Origin of the sequence: Amycolatopsis sp. cmx-11-32 (genome assembly GCF_047608695.1) — a bacterium.
GTDB lineage: Bacteria > Actinomycetota > Actinomycetes > Mycobacteriales > Pseudonocardiaceae > Amycolatopsis.
Genome location: NZ_JADNQN010000007.1, coordinates 216,695 through 233,881 on the forward strand (window position 1 = coordinate 216,695; position 17,187 = coordinate 233,881).

A 17,187-nucleotide genomic window follows, 5' to 3' on the forward strand; every position below is an offset into this window, starting at 1 on the left:
CGACTTTGCACAATTTTCTTTGCACACGGTACGCTGCTGCCATGACCGGCCCGCCGCCGCCCGAAGAGATCACCGACGCCGCCGTGCTGAAGGCGGTGATGCATCCGCTGCGCAGGCGGATCATGGAGTCGTTGGGCCGGGGGCCCGCGACGGCGACGAAGCTGGCCAAGGAACTGGGGGAGAGTTCGGGGGCCACCAGCTATCACCTGCGAGAACTGGCGAAGTACGACTTCATCGACGAGGCGCCGGAACTCGCGCACGGCAAGGAACGCTGGTGGCGGGCCCGGCCGCGCGACATCCGCTGGCCCCGGCACAGCGAGCAGAACGACGAGATGCGCGCGGTGTTCGACGAAGCGCACCGTGCCGCGTTCACCGAAGACCTCGAGCAGCTGGCGAGGTTCCTCGAAAAGCGTGGCGAACTGGGCGAGTGGGGCGACGCGTTCGTGTTCTCGCGCGGCACGATGCACGTGGACCTCCCCGAACTCAAGCAGTTCTGGGAGGAGTACCTGAACCTGCTGCGCCGCTACTGGCGGCCGGAACCCGCTCCCGGCGCGCGGAAAGTGATCGTGCGCTGGGTGGCGTTCCCGGATCCGGAAGGGGACGAGGAAAGGGGGGACTGAGCACTACCAGGTGGGAGAGCGGCCACTCGACCACCCGGGATCGCGTCAGCACGCCGGACGGCGTGTCTTCACGAACAACTCCACAAAAAGGGGGAGCAGCATGCTGCTCTGGAAGAGAACCGCGGCCATCGGTGCCGCGATGAGCCTGCCCGCGGCGGCTCGACCGGCACTGGCATCGGCGTCTGCGGACGCGGGTGCCACCATTCGCCCGGCCAAGGACAACGTCTGCGCCATCGCCGACGTCGCGGTCACCACGCGGGCCGAGCGTTCGCGCCGGCTCGGAAGCCGGGGCGCGCTGCGCTTCGATCGCTTCCGGTCCACAATGGACCAGATGGGATCGGATGTGTGGAAGGTTCCGTTCGACGTCAAGGATCCCGTCCACACATCGAACACCCTCGACACCGGGCACGCGGCCTTCCGCAAGGTGTTCACCGAACGGTACTGCGAGAAGGACATCCTCGCGTCGCCGTCGATCGAGGTGGTCCAGGTGAGCAGCCGATGATCGCCGCGCTGCTCACGGCCGTGATGGCGGTGTCGGCACCGCTGCCGGCCGCGGCTCCGGCCGGCGACGTGTCGTTCACCAGCCACGGCGTGACCTTGCGCGGAACGGTGGTCGCGCCCGAAGGAGACGGCCGCGCGCCCGGGATCGTCATGGTGCACGGCTCCGGCGAACACGACCGGAACGACTACCGCGCCGAGGCCGAGGCTTTCGCCAAGGCGGGGATCGCGACGCTGATCTACGACAAGCGGACCGAAGGCTACTCGTTGTTCGAGCGGGACTACTCGGTCCTGGCCGACGACGCTCTCGCCGCCGTCCAGGCGCTGCGCTCGCATTCCGGCGTGGATCCGGCCCGAGTCGGGGTCTGGGGCTTGAGCGAAGGGGGCTGGGTCGCGCCGTTGGCGGCGTCGAAGTCGAAGGACGTCGCTTTCGCGGTCGCCGTCGGGGCCAACGGCGTCTCTCCCGACCGTCAGCAGTCGTGGGCCTTCGAGACCTACCTGCGGCACGGCGGGGTCACCGGCTCGATGGCGGACATGGTGGCGTCGACGAACATGCGGACCCTCGTGGGCGCCGGTGTATTCCCCGAGGCCGGGTACGACCCGGTGCCGGTGCTGGAGAAGGTGCGGCAACCGGTGCTCGGGCTGTGGGGTGAACTGGACCGGCTGACCCCACCCGGCGAGGCCGTCCGGATCTTCCGGGAAACGCTGGAACGAACGGGGAACCGGCAGTACACGCTGAAGGTTTTCCCACAGGCTCAGCACGGACTCCGGCGGACCACGGACGGTTTCGACGTGCTCGACGGTTTCGCCCCCGGCTACCTCGACCTGGTCGGGACCTGGGTGAACGGCCTGAAGGACGGTCCTGTTCAGCCGTCCGCGGATCCGCCGCCGAGGCAGGAGAGCGAAAGCGTCGCGTTGGCTCCGCTGGCCTGGTTTGAGGCGCCGTGGTTGCAGATCGGCGTGTGGGCGTTGGCGTTGCTGGCGTTCGCGGCCTATCCGGTGACGGCGTTGTTCCGCCGTCGCGAAGATGTGCCGCTCGCCCGGCCCGCACGGTGGTTGGCGTCGACGGGCTTGCTCGCCACGGTGGGATTCCTCGCCTACTACATCACCTTGACGGCGGGAGGCGTGATGGCACCGGGGCCTGTCCCTTTCGGACGGACATTGCCGTGGCTCGCGTTGCAGCTGATCGCGGTCGGCGTCGTCATCGCCGGTGCGGTGACCGCGGTCTCGTGGTGGCGGCGCGAGGACGGCGGGGCAGTCCGGGTCGGGTTGTCGCTGGGCGGAGCCGTGCTGTTCGTTCCGTGGGCCGTCCACTGGGGACTGCTCGTGCCGTGACGTAAGAGCCTGGGTGCCGGGCGGCCACCCGGCACCCAGGCGAACGGAAGCCGCGTCACCACGCCCGAGGGCGTGTCTTCACGAACGGACCTCCTGGTCAGAAGATACTCAGGACTTCGGGGTGACGGCGAACCGGCGCAGTTCCAGCGCCGGGTTCTTGGCGCGGACCTCGGACAGGCGCTCGGCCGAAAGGTCGGCGGCGGCGGTCCCCGTGCGCTCGCCGACCGAGGCGAGCACGACACCCATCGGGTCGACGATCATGCTGTGCCCCGACCCGGTCGGAGCGGCCTGTCCGGCCGCCACGAGATAGATCGTGTTTTCGATCGCCCGCGCCCGGACCAGTGTGGTCCAGTGGTCCTCCTTGAGCGGGCCGGGCATCCACTCGGCGGGCAGCAGCACCGCGTCCGCGCCCGCGTCGACCAGGCGCCGGGTGACCTCCGGGAACCGCAGGTCGTAGCAGGTCTGCAGACCGAACACGATCCCGTCGACCTCGAACGTCTCCGGGGCTTCGATGTCGCCGGGCCGGACCAGTTCCGATTCGCGGAAGCCGAAGGCGTCGTACAGGTGCAGCTTGCGGTAGAGCGCGGCGATCGCCCCGTCGGGACCGGCCGCGACGAGCGTGTTGGAGATCCGCTCGCCGCCGGGGAGCGCTTCGTTGATGCCCGCGACGACGGTGATCCGCCGTTCCTTGGCGAGTCCGCGCAGTTCGGTGACGAACGGGCCGTCGAGTTCTTCGGCCGAGGTCACGAATTCCCGGCTCATCGTCGGTACGGTGAACAGCGAGTACTCGGGCAGCACGACCACCCGCGCCTCGCGGTCGGCCGCTTCACCGACGAGGGAGGCGACGCGGGCGAGGTTGGCCTGTTTGTCGTTGCCTGGCGCGAACTGCGCCACCGCGACGTGCACCATGGGGCCCCTTTCCATCAAGTGGAGCTCTTGTATACATGATGGATACTTGGTTGGTCCAGGTGTAGGCTCAGTCGCGGAAAGTAACGGCACGAAGGGGAACGAGATGACTGTGACCGTCGAAGGGGGCGGCCCGGCGCGCGAACGGGTCTACACGTGGCTGCGCGACGGAATCATCTCGGGTGAGCTGGAAGGCGGCCGCTTCCTCGACGAAATGTGGGTTTCCGGCGTCGTCGGCGTGTCGAGGACGCCGGTCCGGGAGGCCTTCCACCGCCTCGCCGCCGAACGGTTCATCAGCCTCTTGCCGCGCAAGGGTGCGCAAGTACGCACGGTCACCTCCAGGGAATTGGAAGAGGTCTACCAGAGCAGGCGGCTGATCGAAGGCCACGCCATCGCGACGCTCTGCGCGAACCGGGCCGGTGCTCCCGCCGAACTGCCGGAACTCATCGAAGGGATGGAGCGTTCGGGTGCCGGACGCGACTGGTTCGCCGTTTCGGGGTTCGATCGACGGTTCCATCGCGCCATCGTGAACGCCGCGGGCAACACCGTCCTGACCGAGCTGTACGACACGCTCCGTTCGCGGCAGCAACGCGTCGCGGTCCGCGCGCTGGAGGCGCGGCCCGAGCGGCTGACAGTGATCAACGACGAACATCGGGAGCTGGTCGCCGCCTTGAACGACCATGACGCGAAGGAGACGTCACGGTTGCTGGAGCAGCATTTGCGCCCGGTGTCCGAAGTGATGTCGTTGCTGCCTCAGGAAGGCTGACCCGGCTGGTCGTGCGTCGAAGGGTGGATCCCGCCGTCAGCGGTGGCTTTCTGGTTCGATGGACCTGGACAGGGCGCGGAAGCTCCTGCGCGGCGCGATCACGCAAAAATTGGACGGGGTGGGGGCCTGAATGGGACTCGAGAAGATCGTCGGCGTCATGCGCGACAACCTCACCGTCCGGCGCGTCTACGGCGAGCCTGTCGACAAGGACGGTGTCGTGGTGATCCCGGCCGCGAGCGTCATCGGCGGCGGAGGCGGCGGGCACGGCACCGAACAGGGCAAGGAAGGCGAGGGCGGCGGATTCCTGCTCGCCGCACGCCCTGTCGGCGCGTACGTGCTCAAGGGCGGCGACGTGCGCTGGGTACCCGCGGTGGACGTGACCTTCCTCGGCGCGGTGTTCGCCATCATGGTCGCGTCGATCCACAAGGCCAGGCGACGGAAGGGCTGACGCTCAGGCTCGCGGTCGGGCGGTGACGCCGGTGAGGAACTGCTCCCGGTCGTCGTGCTCGCGGACCTGGCCGGCGATGGACTTCGTGAACGGAAACTGGTCGGGATCGAGTTCTTCCCACGCGTTCGCCGCGAGTGCGCTGACCCGACGGCCGATGCTCTCGAAGATCCGCGGCGTGGCCGAGCCGCCGCGATGGCGCAATCTCGTCATGGGGTGAGCCCGTCCTCGACGGTTAGAGCCCCGCCGATGACGGTCGCGGCGGCGAGCAGCGCGCCCTTGTTCGGCACATGTCAATAGATCGCCCCGGAGCCGGTGGTGAGGCGTTCGGTCAGCGTCTTGAAGGTCAGCCCGCTTTCGCCGTCCGCGTCGAGCAGCGCGATGGCCGCCTCGACGATGCGTTCGCGGGACAGTGCCTCCGCACGGGTCCGTGCTGCCATGCCGCCATCCTGGCAGGTTCGGGTTAGTTTGCCTGCATGGCGAAAAGCACGGCGGTGGAGATCGAGGTCGGCGACCGGACGGTGCGCGTCTCGAACCCGGATCGCGTCTACTTCCCGGCGCGTGGTGAGACCAAGCTCGATCTGGTGCGGTACTACCTCGCGGTCGGCGACGGGATCGTGCGCGCGCTGCGGGAGCGGCCGTGCATGCTGCACCGGTTCCCGTCCGGTGTCTCGGGGGAGAAGGTCCACCAGAAACGCGTCCCGAACGGCGCCCCGGACTGGCTGCAAACCGTCCGCGTCGACTTCCCGTCCGGCAGGCACGCCTACGAACTGTGCGTCACCCATCCGGCCGACGTGATCTGGGCGGTGCAGATGTCGACCGTCGAGTTCCACCCCTGGAACTCCCGCCGCGCCGACACCGAACGCCCCGACGAGTGGCGAATCGACCTCGACCCGATGCCCGACTGCCCGTTCTCCACCGTCCGGGAGGTCGCCCACACCGTCCGCGAGATCCTCGACGAACTCGGCATCACCGGCTGGCCGAAGACGTCCGGCGGGGCAGGCCTGCACGTCTACGTCCGGATCGAACCCCGGTGGGGTTTCCAGGAGGTACGCCGGGCGGCACTCGCCTTCGCGCGCGAGGTCGAACGCCGGATGCCCGACGAGGTCACCACCACCTGGTGGCGCAAGGACCGTGATCCCTCGAAGCTGTTCGTCGACTACAACCAGAACGCCCGAGACCACACCATCGCGAGTGCTTACTCGGTCCGCGGTGTGCCCGAAGCCGTCGTCTCGACCCCGATCACCTGGGACGAGATCGACGACGTCGAGCCGCGCGAGTGCACCATCGCCACCGTGCCCGCGCGCTTCGCCGAACTCGGCGACCTGCACGCGGGCATCGACGACACGGCGTATTCGCTCGACACCCTGCTCGAATGGGCGGACCGCGACGGCCTCGAAACCGACGGCTAGCGCCGGTTCGCAACTAGAGGACTAATTGCGAATCGTCACTTGCCGATGTAGGCCTTCAGGTGTTCGCCGGTGAGCGTCGAAGCGGTCGCGACGAGGTCGGACGGCGTGCCCTCGAAGACGACCTTGCCGCCGTCGTGGCCGGCGCCGGGGCCGAGGTCGATGATCCAGTCGGCGTGCGCCATGACCGCCTGGTGGTGCTCGATCACGATTACGGACTTGCCGGCGTCGACGAGCCGGTCCAGCAGGCCGAGCAGGTTTTCGACGTCGGCGAGGTGCAGACCGGTGGTCGGCTCGTCGAGGACGTAGACGCCGCCCTTGTCGCCCATATGCGTCGCGAGCTTCAGCCGCTGCCGTTCACCGCCGGAGAGCGTGGTGAGCGGCTGGCCGAGGCTGAGGTAGCCGAGCCCGACGTCCTTGAGCCTGCCGAGGATGGCGTGCGCGGCCGGAATGCGCCCTTCGCCCTCGCCGAAGAACTCCTCGGCTTCGGACACCGGCATCGCGAGTGCCTCGCTGATGTTCTTGCCACCGAAGGTGTACTCCAGCACCGAAGCCTGGAACCGCCTGCCCTCGCACTCCTCGCACGTGGTCGCGGTCCCCGCCATGATGCCGAGGTCGGTGTAGATGACGCCCGCGCCGTTGCAGTTCGGGCAGGCGCCCTCGGAGTTGGCGCTGAACAGTGCCGGCTTCACGCCGTTGGCCTTGGCGAAGGCCTTGCGGATCGGTTCGAGCAGGCCGGTGTAGGTGGCCGGGTTGCTCCGGCGCGAACCGCGGATGGGTGTCTGATCGACCGAAACGACGCCCTCGGCGGCGGGGATCGATCCGTGGATCAGCGAACTCTTGCCGGAACCGGCGACACCGGTGACGACGCAGAGGACGCCGAGCGGGACGTCGACGTCGACCTTCCGGAGGTTGTGCCGGTCCGCGCCGCGGATCTCCAGCTTGCCGGTGGGCTTGCGGACGCTGTCCTTGAGCGACGCCCGGTCGTCGAGGTGCCTGCCGGTGCTGGTGTCGCTGGCGCGCAGACCTTCGACGGTGCCCTCGAAGCAGATCGTCCCGCCCTCCGTGCCCGCGCCGGGGCCGAGGTCGACGACGTGGTCGGCGATGGCGATCGCCTCCGGCTTGTGCTCGACGACCAGCACCGTGTTGCCCTTGTCGCGCAGCTGCTGGAGCAGGTTGTTCATCCGCTGGATGTCGTGCGGGTGCAGGCCGATGGTGGGCTCGTCGAAGACGTACGTGACGTCGGTGAGCGAAGAGCCGAGGTGCCGGATCATCTTCGTCCGCTGTGCCTCACCGCCCGAGAGCGTGCCGGAGGGGCGGTCGAGCGAGAGGTAGCCGAGTCCGATGTCCACGAACGAGTCGAGTGTGTGCTGGAGCTTTTCCAGCAGCGGCGCCACCGACGGCTCCTTGAGCCCGCGGACCCAGTCGGCGAGGTCGCTGATCTGCATCGAGCAGGCGTCGGCGATGTTGATCCGCTTGATCTTCGACGACCGGGCGAGTTCGCTCAGCCGGGTGCCGTCGCATTCGGGGCAAGTGGTGAAGGTGACCGCCCGGTCCACGAACGCGCGGATATGCGGCTGCATCGCCTCGCGGTCTTTGGACAGGAACGACTTCTGGATCGTGGGGATCAGGCCCGAGTAGGTCAGGTTGATGCCGTCGATCTTGAGCTTGACGGGCTCCTTGTAGAGCAGGTCGTCCAGCTGCTTCTTGGTGTACTTTTTGATCGGCTTGTCCGGGTCGAAGAAGCCACAGCCGCGGAGGATGCGGCCGAACCAGCCCTCCATGGAGAACCCGGGGACCGACAGCGCGCCCTCGTTGAGGGATTTGGTGTCGTCGTACAGCGCGGTGAGGTCGATGTCGTTGACCTTGCCCCGACCCTCACAGCGCGAGCACATACCACCGGTGATGCTGAACTCGCGGCGTTCCTTCGTAGTCCGTCCGGCCTTCTCGGTGGTCACGGCTCCGGCGCCGGAGATCGAGGCGACGTTGAAGGAGAAAGCCTGCGGCGAGCCGATGTGCGGCTTCCCGATCCGGCTGAAGAGGATGCGCAGCATCGCGCTGGCGTCGGTGGCGGTGCCGACGGTGGACCGCGGGTCGGCGCCCATCCGCTGCTGGTCGACGATGATCGCGGTGGTCAGGCCATCGAGCACGTCGACCTCGGGCCGGGCCAGCGTCGGCATGAAGCCCTGCACGAAGGTGCTGTAGGTCTCGTTGATCAGCCGCTGCGACTCGGCCGCGATCGTGTCGAAGACCAGGGAGCTCTTGCCCGAACCGGAGACGCCGGTGAACACTGTCAGCCGTCGCTTCGGCAGCTCGACGGCCACGTCCTTGAGGTTGTTCTCGCGGGCACCCAGCACGCGGATCAGGTCGTGGCTGTCGGCGGGGTGTTCCTCGGGCGGCTGCGGCCTGGTGGTCTTGCGCATCGTGTCTCCATCCTGATGTGGGCCGCGTGTACGGTCCGTCAGCCTCACCGGGCTCGATCTAACCAGTTTCGAGCGGTTCGTCCTCTTCGAACGTGCGGTGATCACGCTAGGTGGGCCGCGGTCGCCGTCGCTTCTCGATTTCTGACCGGCTTCACATGCTCCAGCCCTCGCTCTTGGTCGCCTTCAGGTAGTCCTCGACCGGCGGGCCGACCGGCCTGCCTTCGAACTGCGTCGACAGCACCACCGACGACCTGATTTCACCGTGTTTGCCCAGCCGTTCGAAGAGGCCCTCGAGATGTTCGAGCGACACAGCCCGCACCTTCAACATGGTGCAGCGGTCGCCGCTGAGCCGGTGCAGCTCGACGACCTCGGGGTAGTCCTCCGACTTGCTCGTGCGCAGCAGGCAGCTGCCGAGCGAGCACCGCATTTCGACGAAGGCCTGCAGGTCGTACCCGGCGCGGCGCGCGTCGACCTGTGCGCGGTATCCGGTGATGACGCCCGCCTCTTCCAGCCGCCGGACCCGTTCGGCGACCGCCGGCGCGGAGAGGTTGACGCGGCGGCCCAGTTCCTTGAACGAGAGCCGTCCGTCGCCCTGGAGCGTCTCGACGAGCCGCCAGTCGAGGTCGTCCAGCGGCCTTTCCGATCGTAAGGTCATCGCGCCCGGATTCCTTTCATGATGCGCCTCGCACCCCCGCGAGGCCTTCGCAAGACTATTCGCCGGTGCGTCCGGAATCCCTAGGTTTGAATCATGAAACCGATGATCGCGCTCTTCATGGGCGTCGCCTGCGTCAGCACCGCTGTCGTCGGCCTGTCCACCACGGCGGCGCTGATCGTGGTCGAGCACGCCGGTGCCGCGTGGAGCGGGCTGCCGAACGCCGTGCTGGTACTCGGCTCCGCCGCCGGCTCGCTGTCGTCGGGGGCGCTGGCGGCGCGACTCGGCAGGCGGCTCGTCCTGGTGCTGATGTACGGCGCCGCGGTGGCGGGCGCGCTGATCTCGTTCGCGGGTGTGCTCGGCGGGTCTGTGCTCGCGCTGGTGGCGGGGATGCCCTTGATCGGCTTCGGCAACAGCGGGGCACAGCTCTCGCGGTACACGGCGGCAGACCTTTCACCGGAGCACCGCAAAGGTTTCGCACTGTCCACAATGGTCTGGGCGGGCACCGTCGGCGCGATCGCGGGTCCCGCTCTCATCGCGCCGGCCGCGGCGCGGGCGGAAGCCGCCGAACTGCCCGCGCTGTCCGGTCCGATCGCGGCGGGGGCGATCGTCGTGGCCATCGCCGTGGTCGCCGTCGCCGCCCTTCCGCGCGGTCTCGCCGCCCCGGCGGAGCGAGTGCCGAGGCGGGAGCGGATGTCCGTGCGGAACCCGCTGATCCTCGGGCCGCTCGTGGCGATGGTCGGCGCGCAACTGGCCATGGTGGCGGTGATGACGATGACACCGGTCCAGCTGCACCAGCACGGTCAGGGTCTCGATGTCGTCGGCTGGATACTGAGCGCGCATTTGATCGGAATGTTCGCGTTGGCACCGTTGTCCGGCTGGATCACCGACCGCTGGGGCGGCCGCGCGGCGATCTTCGGCGGGATCGGCACGCTGATTGTCGCGGCCGTCACCGCCATCGGCGCGCCCGATTCGCATCACGTGGGAATCCCGGTCGCGATGTTCCTGCTGGGCTACGGCTGGAATCTGGTGTTCGTCGGCGGCAGCAGCATGCTCAGCCGCGATCTCCCGGCGGAGCAACGGACGAGGGCGCAGGGCACGGTCGACGCCTTCGTCTGGGGGACCTCCGCGGCGGCGAGCCTGCTCGCCGGGCAGTTGTTCGGCCTGGGTGGATACGTTCTGGTCGCCATCGCGGGCGGCCTGTGCGCGCTCGTCCCGCTCGCGGTGATCGGCCGCCGGACCGGCGCTTCGGCTCCCGGTGAAAAAGCCGGGCTCCGCTGAGCTGCGAAACTCCGGCGATGCGTCATAATGCTTCACTTCGACCACGGACGAGCCCGTGATGACGCAGATCACGTCGGTCACCGAATCGGAGGGTCCTAGGGTGAAAGCAGACAAGACGCGGGAGATCGGGGGTGCACGATGAGCGAGTTCGCGGTGAATCTGCGGGACCGGGTACGGCAGGCGAGGGAAGACGTCCGGATCGCCAGGCGGGACTCGGACGAGGATCGTGCTTCGGCCGTCGGCGCCGATCTGGCCAACCTGGAGCGGTTGGCCGCCGAGCACGGGGTGGAACTGCCTGAGCAGACCTCGGGCGACGCCCGGGCGTGACCCCGGGTTCCGCGCCGGTGATCGGCCTTTGACACCCTGGGGCGCGTGACCGAAAGCCTGAACCGGATCCGCGCCTTCCTGGCGGATCGCGAGCCGCCGACACCGTGCCTGGTCGTGGACACCGACCTGGTCGCGGAGCGCGCGGCCGCGGTCTCGGCGGCGTTCCCGGACGCGCTGATCCGGTACGCGGTCAAGGCGAATCCCACACCCGAGGTGCTCGACGCGGTGCTGTCGACGGGGGCGGGATTCGACGTCGCGGGCACGGGCGAGATCGAACTGTGCCTTTCACGTGGCGCCCGGGCAGCGGAACTGGCCTACGGCAACACGATCAAGAAGCAGGCGGACATCGCGTTCGCGTATGCATGCGGAGTCCGTGAATTCACCACGGACTCCGCCGGGGATCTGGCGAATCTGACCGAGCACGCGCCCGGTTCGCTGGTTTCCGTCCGGTTGCTGACCGGCGGCCCGGATTCGGTCACGCCGTTCGGCCACAAGTTCGGCTGTGAACCGGCGATGGCCGCCACCCTGCTCTGTCAGGCCGCGGAGGCCGGGCTGCGGCCGGGAATCGCGTTCCACGTCGGCTCGCAGCAACCGGACCCGGCCGCCTGGGAGATCGGGATCGCGACCGCGGCCAAGGTCGCCGCCGAAGCCGGTGTCGGCTTGACACGGCTCAACATCGGCGGCGGGTTCGCCACCGAGCACCGGGAAGCCGTGCCCTCCTTGGCCGCCTACGCGGCGGTGATCAACGCCGCCCTCGAACAGCACCTGCCGGGGCCCGGGCCGGAGCTGATGCTCGAGCCGGGCCGCGTGATCGTCGCCGACGCCGGACTCATCCGGACCGAAGTCGTCCTGGTGACAACCCGTGCCGCCGCCGACGAACGCCGCTGGGTCTACCTCGACGTCGGCAGGTACAACGGAATGGCGGAGTGCGAGAACGAGGCCGTCGCGTATCGGCTCGAGCCCGTCGGCGTCAAGGGTCCGGAAGGGCCGGTGGTCCTCGCGGGGCCGACCTGCGATGGTGACGACGTGCTCTACCAGCGGACGCCGTGCGTGCTGCCGATGTCGCTCAAGGCGGGCGACCGGCTGGACATTCCGGGCACCGGTGCCTACACCGCCAGCTATTCGTCCATCGCCTTCAACGGATTCGAACCGTTGCGTACCTATTGTGTGGGGAGGTTCGCCGATGACGGCTGAAGAACCACTCGTCGGCCGGTTCGCCGGTCGCCACGTACTCGCGGAGTTCGAGGGGATCGAGCCGTCGCTGCTCGACGACGCCGAATTCCTGAAGAGGACCCTCGCGAACGCGGTGACCGAGGCGGGGGCGACGGTCTGCGAAGTCGTATCGCATTCCTTCGCCCCGCAAGGGGTCACCGTGCTCGCATTGCTGGCCGAATCCCACGCGTCCGTGCACACCTATCCGGAGATCGGCTCGATGTTCGTGGACGTGTTCACCTGCGGGGACCGGGCGGATCCGGAGCGCGCGGTCGAACTGCTGGCGAAGTTGCTCGGCGCCGGCACCGTCCGGATGTCCACTGTGGAACGAGGAGAAGGCTGATGACCCGACGAGTGATCGTCGAGCCGATGGGCGCGGGGCTCACCCGGAACTGGGACGTCGAGGAGGTCCTGTTCGAGGGCCGCACCGCGTTCCAGAACGTGCTCATCGGACGGACGGCGCAGGGGATCTCCCTGTTCTGCGACGACGAACGGCAGAGCACTGAGCTGAGCCAGCTCGTGTACCACGAGGCGCTGATGATTCCCTCGCTGCTGCTCGCCGATCGTGTCGAGCGGGTGCTGATCATCGGCTCCAGTGAAGGGGTCGCGTCGGAACTCGCGGTCGCCGCGGGGGCCGAGGTGGTCGACCACGTCGACATCGACGCCGAGGCGGTGCGAGCCTGCGCCGAACACCTTCCCTACGGCTACACGCTCGACGATCTGGCCCGTGCGGAGCGCGGGGAAGGAAAGGTCCGCGTTTACTATCGCGACGGCTGGGAGTTCCTCGCCGAAGCGCGGGAGCGCGGCGACTCGTACGACGTTGTCGTGATCGACCTGCCGGACGAGAACGAAGATCCGGAGGCGCAGCACAACCGGTTGTACGGCAACGATTTCCTGGCCCGGTGTGCGACATTGCTCACCGAAGGGGGAGTGGTCGGCTGCCAGGGTGGCTGCCCGACGCTGTGGCGCAACCAGACCCTGATCTCGTCGTGGCGCCGGTTCACCGAATCGTTCGGAACCGCTCTCTACTACGGTTCGGACGAGCACGAATGGGCTTTCCTGAGCGGCCGTGCCGACGTACTCGACGACCCGGGTGCCCTCGTGGCGGAGAAGATCGGCGAGGCGGGGTTCGGGGAGTCCACGGTGGACGAAGCCGCGCTGCGGGCGAACACCGTGCCGCCGCTTTCGCTGCGGCGGTGACAACAACCTTGCGATCGCTACCTGGCCGAGATCGTCGGTCGTCGGAACAGGTGGTCGGCCGGTAAAGGATCCTCCATCTGGTCGTTGCCGGGTGTCGCGGGGGCGGGCCAGAATCGCACGGGTGAATATCTGGCGCGTGGGGATCACGACCGGGATGAACAGGGAATCCGCGGTCTGTGCGGCGTTCGCGAGTTTGACCGCGAGTGTCACGGAAGACCTCGGGCCGGATCGGGTCGTGGACACGTTGTCCAGCGAATGTGTACGGCTGCTGCCGATCGATTCCCTGGAGATCTTCCTACCGGGACTGAACTTCGAACGATATCCCACGGCGGACGAGGAAGGTCCCGCGATCGAGGCTTTCGAAACCGGGAGCGAGGTCGTCGTCGATGACCTTCCCGCCGAGGCGTCCCGCTGGCCCGGCTACGTCGCCAGGATGACCGGTCTGGGCTATGTCGCGGTTTCCGCGCTTCCGTTACGCGCGATGGAGGAAACCGTTGGTGCGGTCACCTTCCTGAGCGCCGAAAACGTGGTTTTGGGCGCTGACGACCGAAGGCTGGGGCAGTCGCTGGCCGACGTCGCGGCCCATTGCCTCCTCCAAGACCGGGAATCGCGCCACTACCGGACGCTTTCGGAGCAGTTGCAGACCGCGCTCGACAGCCGGATCGTCATCGAACAAGCGAAGGGCGTGCTCGCAGAGCGAGCCGGAATTGGCGTCAGCACGGCCTTTCAGCGCCTGCGAACCTTCGCGCGCAGCTCGAACCGGAGGCTGTCGGACGTCGCACACGGCGTCGTCAACGGCTCGCTGGACAGTGAGATACTCCTTCGGCCGGGTATTCGGTGACAATCGCCGAGAAGTGACCGGGAGTCGCTGTTAGGGCCATTGGTCACCTGAACAGGGGACTTGTCCCGGTGAACGCGCGACCGTGCGGCCCTAGGGTGCGAGGGCGTGATGGGAAAGGCTTCACGTAGAAGAAGGGATGCGTGAGGTCATGGCGATACTGGGAAGCCTTTTGGGGAGGAGCCGATCGGTACGGTCGAGTCTGCTTCCGTTGCTGGAGTTGAGATCGGCGGCGTCGACGCTGCGGTCCGGTTACGGGCTCGCGCCGACCGGATCGGGGACGGTGTGCTTCGTCGCCATCGGCCGTCCGGGAGCGGGGACGGAGGCGGAGATCATCGCCGGTATCGCCGGGGATTCCGTGCGCCGCAACGTGGTCACCCACGACGCGCACGGGCGGACGATCGTGCGCTGCTGGCGGGAGAACGGGGATCTGGGCTGGCTGCTCGACGACCTCGTCGACGTCAACGACAGGCTGGCGCAGGCGGGCTTCGCGTCCTGGCTGCTGTACTCGACAGTCGACTTCGCCGAGTTGCGGGATGTGCGTCACCCGAAGCTGACGATGGTCTACCGCCGGGAGCGCGGCACCTTCTACCCCTACGCCCCGCGCGGGACCCGCGGCCGAGACCGGGCGACGGAACTGAAGATCCGCTCGTCGCTGACGCGGATCGTGCCGATGGAGGCCGACATCGGGCGGTGGCACCCGGTGTGACGGGGCCTCGCCCGGCCCAGGGCGTGTCCGATGGTGCCGTCGCAGACATCACGCGTGATTGAGCGGCGAACACGCGTGATTGAGCGGCGAACACGCGTGATTGGACGGACGGCACGCGACACTAGCCGGGCGCGCCGCTGAGCCAGCCGCGCAGCCGCTGGACACGCCGGTCCCGCGGGTTCCATCGCGGGAAGTGGTACCGGCGCAGGGGCCGCGCTGCGTCGTTCGTGGCGGGGACCGCGCCGTCGAGGCGCCGGATGGCGGTCAAGACGTCATCGAGCAGGGAGGTGCGCGTCTCGGGTTTCGCCGCGACTCGCGGCAGCCTCTCGAGTTCGGCGGAGACCAGTGTCCGGAAGGCGCCGGCGTGCGTGCCGGAACGGCGGCGGGTCTCGCAGATCCTCGTGGTCACGTCCCGGTCACCCTTCCCGTGCGATGGTCCGGCGGTTTGCCACCTTCGACGATGCGGTATCGCGGGCCGCCCCGGTCACCGCCGAAGGTAGTGCCATCGAGGGCATAAAGACCCCACCAAGTCGCCGAGCGGGTACTCCGTGTCACGGGTTGGCGTCGAAGCGACGGGACGGCCGGAGCCGGTGGGATAATGCCCGGCGGCATGGCGCGGGCGTTGCCGAGCCGCGCGCTGTCCGATCGCGCTGGTCGGGAATCGGCACGAGGGTGAATGCGTCCGTGGGCAGGATTGACTTCCTGAATTCTGCCGGACAATGAGTCCCGGCGAGACCACGATCGACGGAGAAGGTGCATGCCGAACCCGACGTTCCCGCAGCCCGAGCCCCCGGCCGCGACCCCGATCCGGGTGTTGCTCGTCGAAGACCACAAGATGGTGGCCGAGGCGCTCGGCGCGGCCTTCGAGGAATTCCCGGAGATTCACCTGGTGGCGTCCGAGGAGTCCCTCGCGCACGGGATGATCGCGGCGGAAGAGCACCTGCCCGACCTCGTCCTGCTCGACCGTCGGCTGCCGGACGGTGACGGGATCGAGGCGATCGCGAGGTTCCGCGCGATCTCGCCGTCGATCCGGGTACTCGTGCTGACCGGTGACGCGAACAGCGCCATCGCCGCCAGGATCCTCGAAGTCGGGGGAGCGGGGCTGTTGCTGAAATCGGGTCTCCTCGACGAGCTGGTCACGGCGATCCGCACCGTCGCGGCGGGCGACGTGATCATCGACCCGGAACTGCTCAGCGGCGCGCTGGCCATGTTGTCCGGGAGTGCCGGTGCGCCAGGGCCGGTGCTGACACTTCGGGAGCGGCAGGTGCTCGGCCTGATCGCCGAGGGCGCGGGAACGGACCGGATCGCCGACGAGTTGCGGCTCGCGCGGAACACCGTCCGGAATCATGTGCAGCGGATACTGGTGAAGACCGGAACCCATTCCAAACTCGAAGCCGTGGCGCACGCGCGCAGGAATGGCCTCCTCGAACGGCCGTAGCGGCGAGACGTATCCGAGTGCCAAGCTGCACTATGGCCAAGCTGCCATCGGAACAGGCACCCGATCATCGCAGTGCTGTGCTCTTCGAGTTGTTCGTGCACAGCGTCGTCGACTACGCCATTTACATGCTGGACGTCGACGGTCTGGTGATCAGCTGGAATCCGGGGGCGGAACGGATCAAGGGGTATTCCGAGGAGGAGATCCTCGGCCGTCATTTCTCCGTTTTCTACCCCGAGCACGACGTCTCCGACGGGAAACCCACCGCGGAACTGCTGATCGCCGCGGAGGTGGGGAGCCACGAGGACGAGGGCTGGCGGGTCCGAAATGGCGGCGAACGGTTCTGGGCGAACACCGTGCTCACCGCCTTGAGGGACGACCAGGGCGAGCTCGTCGGTTTCGGCAAGGTCACCCGTGATCTCACCGAACGCCGGAAAACACAGGAGGAAAGGACCGGTCGGCGGCAGGCGTTCGCGCATTTGGTCCGGGCACAGGAAACCGAACGGCGTCGTATCGCGTGGGATGTTCACGACGATTCGATTCAGTCGATGATCGCGGTGAGCATGCGCTTGCAGATGCTCGCCGCCCAACGGCGTGATTCCGCGTTGATGCGACTCGACGAAGCCATCCAAGGGGCGATCCGGCGGCTGCGGATCCTGGTCGCCCAATTGCGCCCGCCCGCGCTGAACGACGATGATCTGGTCGCCTCCGTGCGTGACTACCTCGACGAAGTCGTCGGTGGCTGGGGGCTGGAGTGCACGCTACGGCACGATTTCTCCGCCAAACCGCCATCCGAGCTCGTCGTCACCGTCTTCCGGATCCTTCAGGAGGCGTTGGTGAACGTGCGGAAGCACGCGAACGCCACGGCTGTCGTGGTCTCCCTGACGGGCCAGGACGGCGGTCTGCTGGCGAAGGTCGCCGACAACGGCGACGGGATGAAGGCGCGCGGCGAGACCTCTCACGAGGCGTCGCCGGGCGAGCACATCGGAATGGCATCGATGCGTGAACGCGCGGAAGCCGCGCAGGGATGGTTCCGGGTGTCCAGCAGACCGGGTGAAGGCACGACAGTGGTCTTTTGGATTCCGCTCGCCGCTCCCGGGACCTCGTGGAAATGAGGAGGCGCTTCGATGC

General features: G+C 68.0%; 21 protein-coding genes. 15 read left to right on the forward strand and 6 right to left on the reverse strand.

The annotated features are described in order from the left end of the window. Positions 1-41 precede the first annotated feature (41 nt). The 3 genes from ACM6LR_RS22820 (at position 42) to ACM6LR_RS22830 (ending at position 2,453) form a co-directional block, all read left to right on the forward strand. The gene (locus ACM6LR_RS22820; protein ID WP_414940440.1) at positions 42-620 is read left to right on the forward strand and encodes an ArsR/SmtB family transcription factor; all 579 of its coding nucleotides are present in this window, start codon (positions 42-44) and stop codon (positions 618-620) included. A 100-nt stretch (positions 621-720) separates the two neighbouring features. Then, positions 721-1,122 carry a hypothetical protein gene (locus ACM6LR_RS22825; protein WP_414944454.1) on the forward strand — a complete coding sequence of 134 codons (402 nt, stop codon included), beginning with the start codon at positions 721-723 and terminating at the stop codon, positions 1,120-1,122. After that, on the forward strand, positions 1,119-2,453 hold the full coding sequence (locus ACM6LR_RS22830; RefSeq protein WP_414940442.1) for an alpha/beta hydrolase family protein: 1,335 nt from the start codon (positions 1,119-1,121) through the stop codon (positions 2,451-2,453). Before ACM6LR_RS22825 ends, ACM6LR_RS22830 begins: the two co-directional genes overlap by 4 nt. A 108-nt stretch (positions 2,454-2,561) precedes the next feature. Here ACM6LR_RS22830 and ACM6LR_RS22835 read toward each other — a convergent pair whose 3' ends face one another. Then, the gene (locus tag ACM6LR_RS22835) at positions 2,562-3,362 is read right to left on the reverse strand and encodes a carbon-nitrogen hydrolase family protein (RefSeq protein ID WP_414940461.1); all 801 of its coding nucleotides are present in this window, start codon (positions 3,360-3,362) and stop codon (positions 2,562-2,564) included. 103 nt (positions 3,363-3,465) lie between these two features. Here ACM6LR_RS22835 and ACM6LR_RS22840 point away from each other — a divergent pair, with 103 nt between their 5' ends. After that, positions 3,466-4,125 (forward strand): GntR family transcriptional regulator, encoded by a 660-nt coding sequence (locus tag ACM6LR_RS22840; RefSeq protein ID WP_414940443.1) that lies wholly within the window; start codon positions 3,466-3,468, stop codon positions 4,123-4,125. A gap of 130 nt (positions 4,126-4,255) precedes the next feature. Further along, positions 4,256-4,573 (forward strand): sporulation protein, encoded by a 318-nt coding sequence (locus tag ACM6LR_RS22845; RefSeq protein ID WP_414940444.1) that lies wholly within the window; start codon positions 4,256-4,258, stop codon positions 4,571-4,573. A 3-nt stretch (positions 4,574-4,576) separates the two neighbouring features. On the opposite strand, the gene ACM6LR_RS22850 is transcribed toward ACM6LR_RS22845, so the two are convergent. Further along, entirely contained in the window at positions 4,577-4,783 is a 207-nt protein-coding gene (locus ACM6LR_RS22850; protein WP_414940445.1) for a hypothetical protein, read from the reverse strand. A gap of 80 nt (positions 4,784-4,863) precedes the next feature. Then, entirely contained in the window at positions 4,864-5,010 is a 147-nt protein-coding gene (locus ACM6LR_RS22855) for a hypothetical protein (protein WP_414940446.1), read from the reverse strand. Between the two features lie 36 nt (positions 5,011-5,046). Here ACM6LR_RS22855 and ligD point away from each other — a divergent pair, with 36 nt between their 5' ends. Continuing rightward, positions 5,047-5,982 (forward strand): non-homologous end-joining DNA ligase, encoded by a 936-nt coding sequence (ligD, locus tag ACM6LR_RS22860; protein WP_414940447.1) that lies wholly within the window; start codon positions 5,047-5,049, stop codon positions 5,980-5,982. A 35-nt stretch (positions 5,983-6,017) separates the two neighbouring features. Here the strand turns inward: ligD and ACM6LR_RS22865 are convergent, their stop codons facing one another. Continuing rightward, positions 6,018-8,402 carry an ATP-binding cassette domain-containing protein gene (locus ACM6LR_RS22865; protein ID WP_414941352.1) on the reverse strand — a complete coding sequence of 795 codons (2,385 nt, stop codon included), beginning with the start codon at positions 8,400-8,402 and terminating at the stop codon, positions 6,018-6,020. A 151-nt stretch (positions 8,403-8,553) separates the two neighbouring features. Continuing rightward, positions 8,554-9,057 (reverse strand): Lrp/AsnC family transcriptional regulator, encoded by a 504-nt coding sequence (locus tag ACM6LR_RS22870; RefSeq protein WP_076161627.1) that lies wholly within the window; start codon positions 9,055-9,057, stop codon positions 8,554-8,556. A 93-nt stretch (positions 9,058-9,150) separates the two neighbouring features. On the opposite strand from ACM6LR_RS22870, the gene ACM6LR_RS22875 reads away from it, so the two are divergent. The 7 genes from ACM6LR_RS22875 (at position 9,151) to pspAB (ending at position 14,621) form a co-directional block, all read left to right on the forward strand. Further along, positions 9,151-10,335: an MFS transporter gene (locus ACM6LR_RS22875; RefSeq protein ID WP_414944455.1), complete on the forward strand. Its 1,185-nt coding sequence runs from the start codon at positions 9,151-9,153 to the stop codon at positions 10,333-10,335. 138 nt (positions 10,336-10,473) lie between these two features. After that, the gene (locus ACM6LR_RS22880; protein ID WP_409492954.1) at positions 10,474-10,662 is read left to right on the forward strand and encodes a hypothetical protein; all 189 of its coding nucleotides are present in this window, start codon (positions 10,474-10,476) and stop codon (positions 10,660-10,662) included. A 45-nt stretch (positions 10,663-10,707) separates the two neighbouring features. Next, the gene (locus tag ACM6LR_RS22885) at positions 10,708-11,856 is read left to right on the forward strand and encodes a type III PLP-dependent enzyme (protein WP_414944456.1); all 1,149 of its coding nucleotides are present in this window, start codon (positions 10,708-10,710) and stop codon (positions 11,854-11,856) included. Then, entirely contained in the window at positions 11,846-12,217 is a 372-nt protein-coding gene (gene speD, locus ACM6LR_RS22890; protein WP_414941349.1) for an adenosylmethionine decarboxylase, read from the forward strand. Before ACM6LR_RS22885 ends, speD begins: the two co-directional genes overlap by 11 nt. Beyond that, complete coding sequence (locus ACM6LR_RS22895; RefSeq protein ID WP_414944457.1) at positions 12,217-13,074, forward strand: spermidine synthase; 858 nt, start codon at positions 12,217-12,219, stop codon at positions 13,072-13,074. The genes speD and ACM6LR_RS22895 overlap by 1 nt, the downstream gene beginning before the upstream one ends. A gap of 121 nt (positions 13,075-13,195) precedes the next feature. Next, entirely contained in the window at positions 13,196-13,915 is a 720-nt protein-coding gene (locus ACM6LR_RS22900; RefSeq protein ID WP_414944458.1) for a GAF and ANTAR domain-containing protein, read from the forward strand. Between the two features lie 148 nt (positions 13,916-14,063). Further along, positions 14,064-14,621, forward strand: coding sequence for a PspA-associated protein PspAB (pspAB, locus tag ACM6LR_RS22905; RefSeq protein WP_414944498.1), 558 nt, complete (start codon positions 14,064-14,066; stop codon positions 14,619-14,621). 121 nt (positions 14,622-14,742) lie between these two features. Here the strand turns inward: pspAB and ACM6LR_RS22910 are convergent, their stop codons facing one another. Next, positions 14,743-15,030, reverse strand: a complete 288-nt coding sequence (locus tag ACM6LR_RS22910) for a hypothetical protein (protein WP_414944459.1) — start codon at positions 15,028-15,030, stop codon at positions 14,743-14,745. A 348-nt stretch (positions 15,031-15,378) separates the two neighbouring features. Here ACM6LR_RS22910 and ACM6LR_RS22915 point away from each other — a divergent pair, with 348 nt between their 5' ends. After that, complete coding sequence (locus tag ACM6LR_RS22915; protein ID WP_414941344.1) at positions 15,379-16,059, forward strand: response regulator; 681 nt, start codon at positions 15,379-15,381, stop codon at positions 16,057-16,059. 32 nt (positions 16,060-16,091) lie between these two features. Next, entirely contained in the window at positions 16,092-17,171 is a 1,080-nt protein-coding gene (locus tag ACM6LR_RS22920) for a PAS domain S-box protein (RefSeq protein WP_414941343.1), read from the forward strand. Positions 17,172-17,187: the final 16 nt, after the last annotated feature.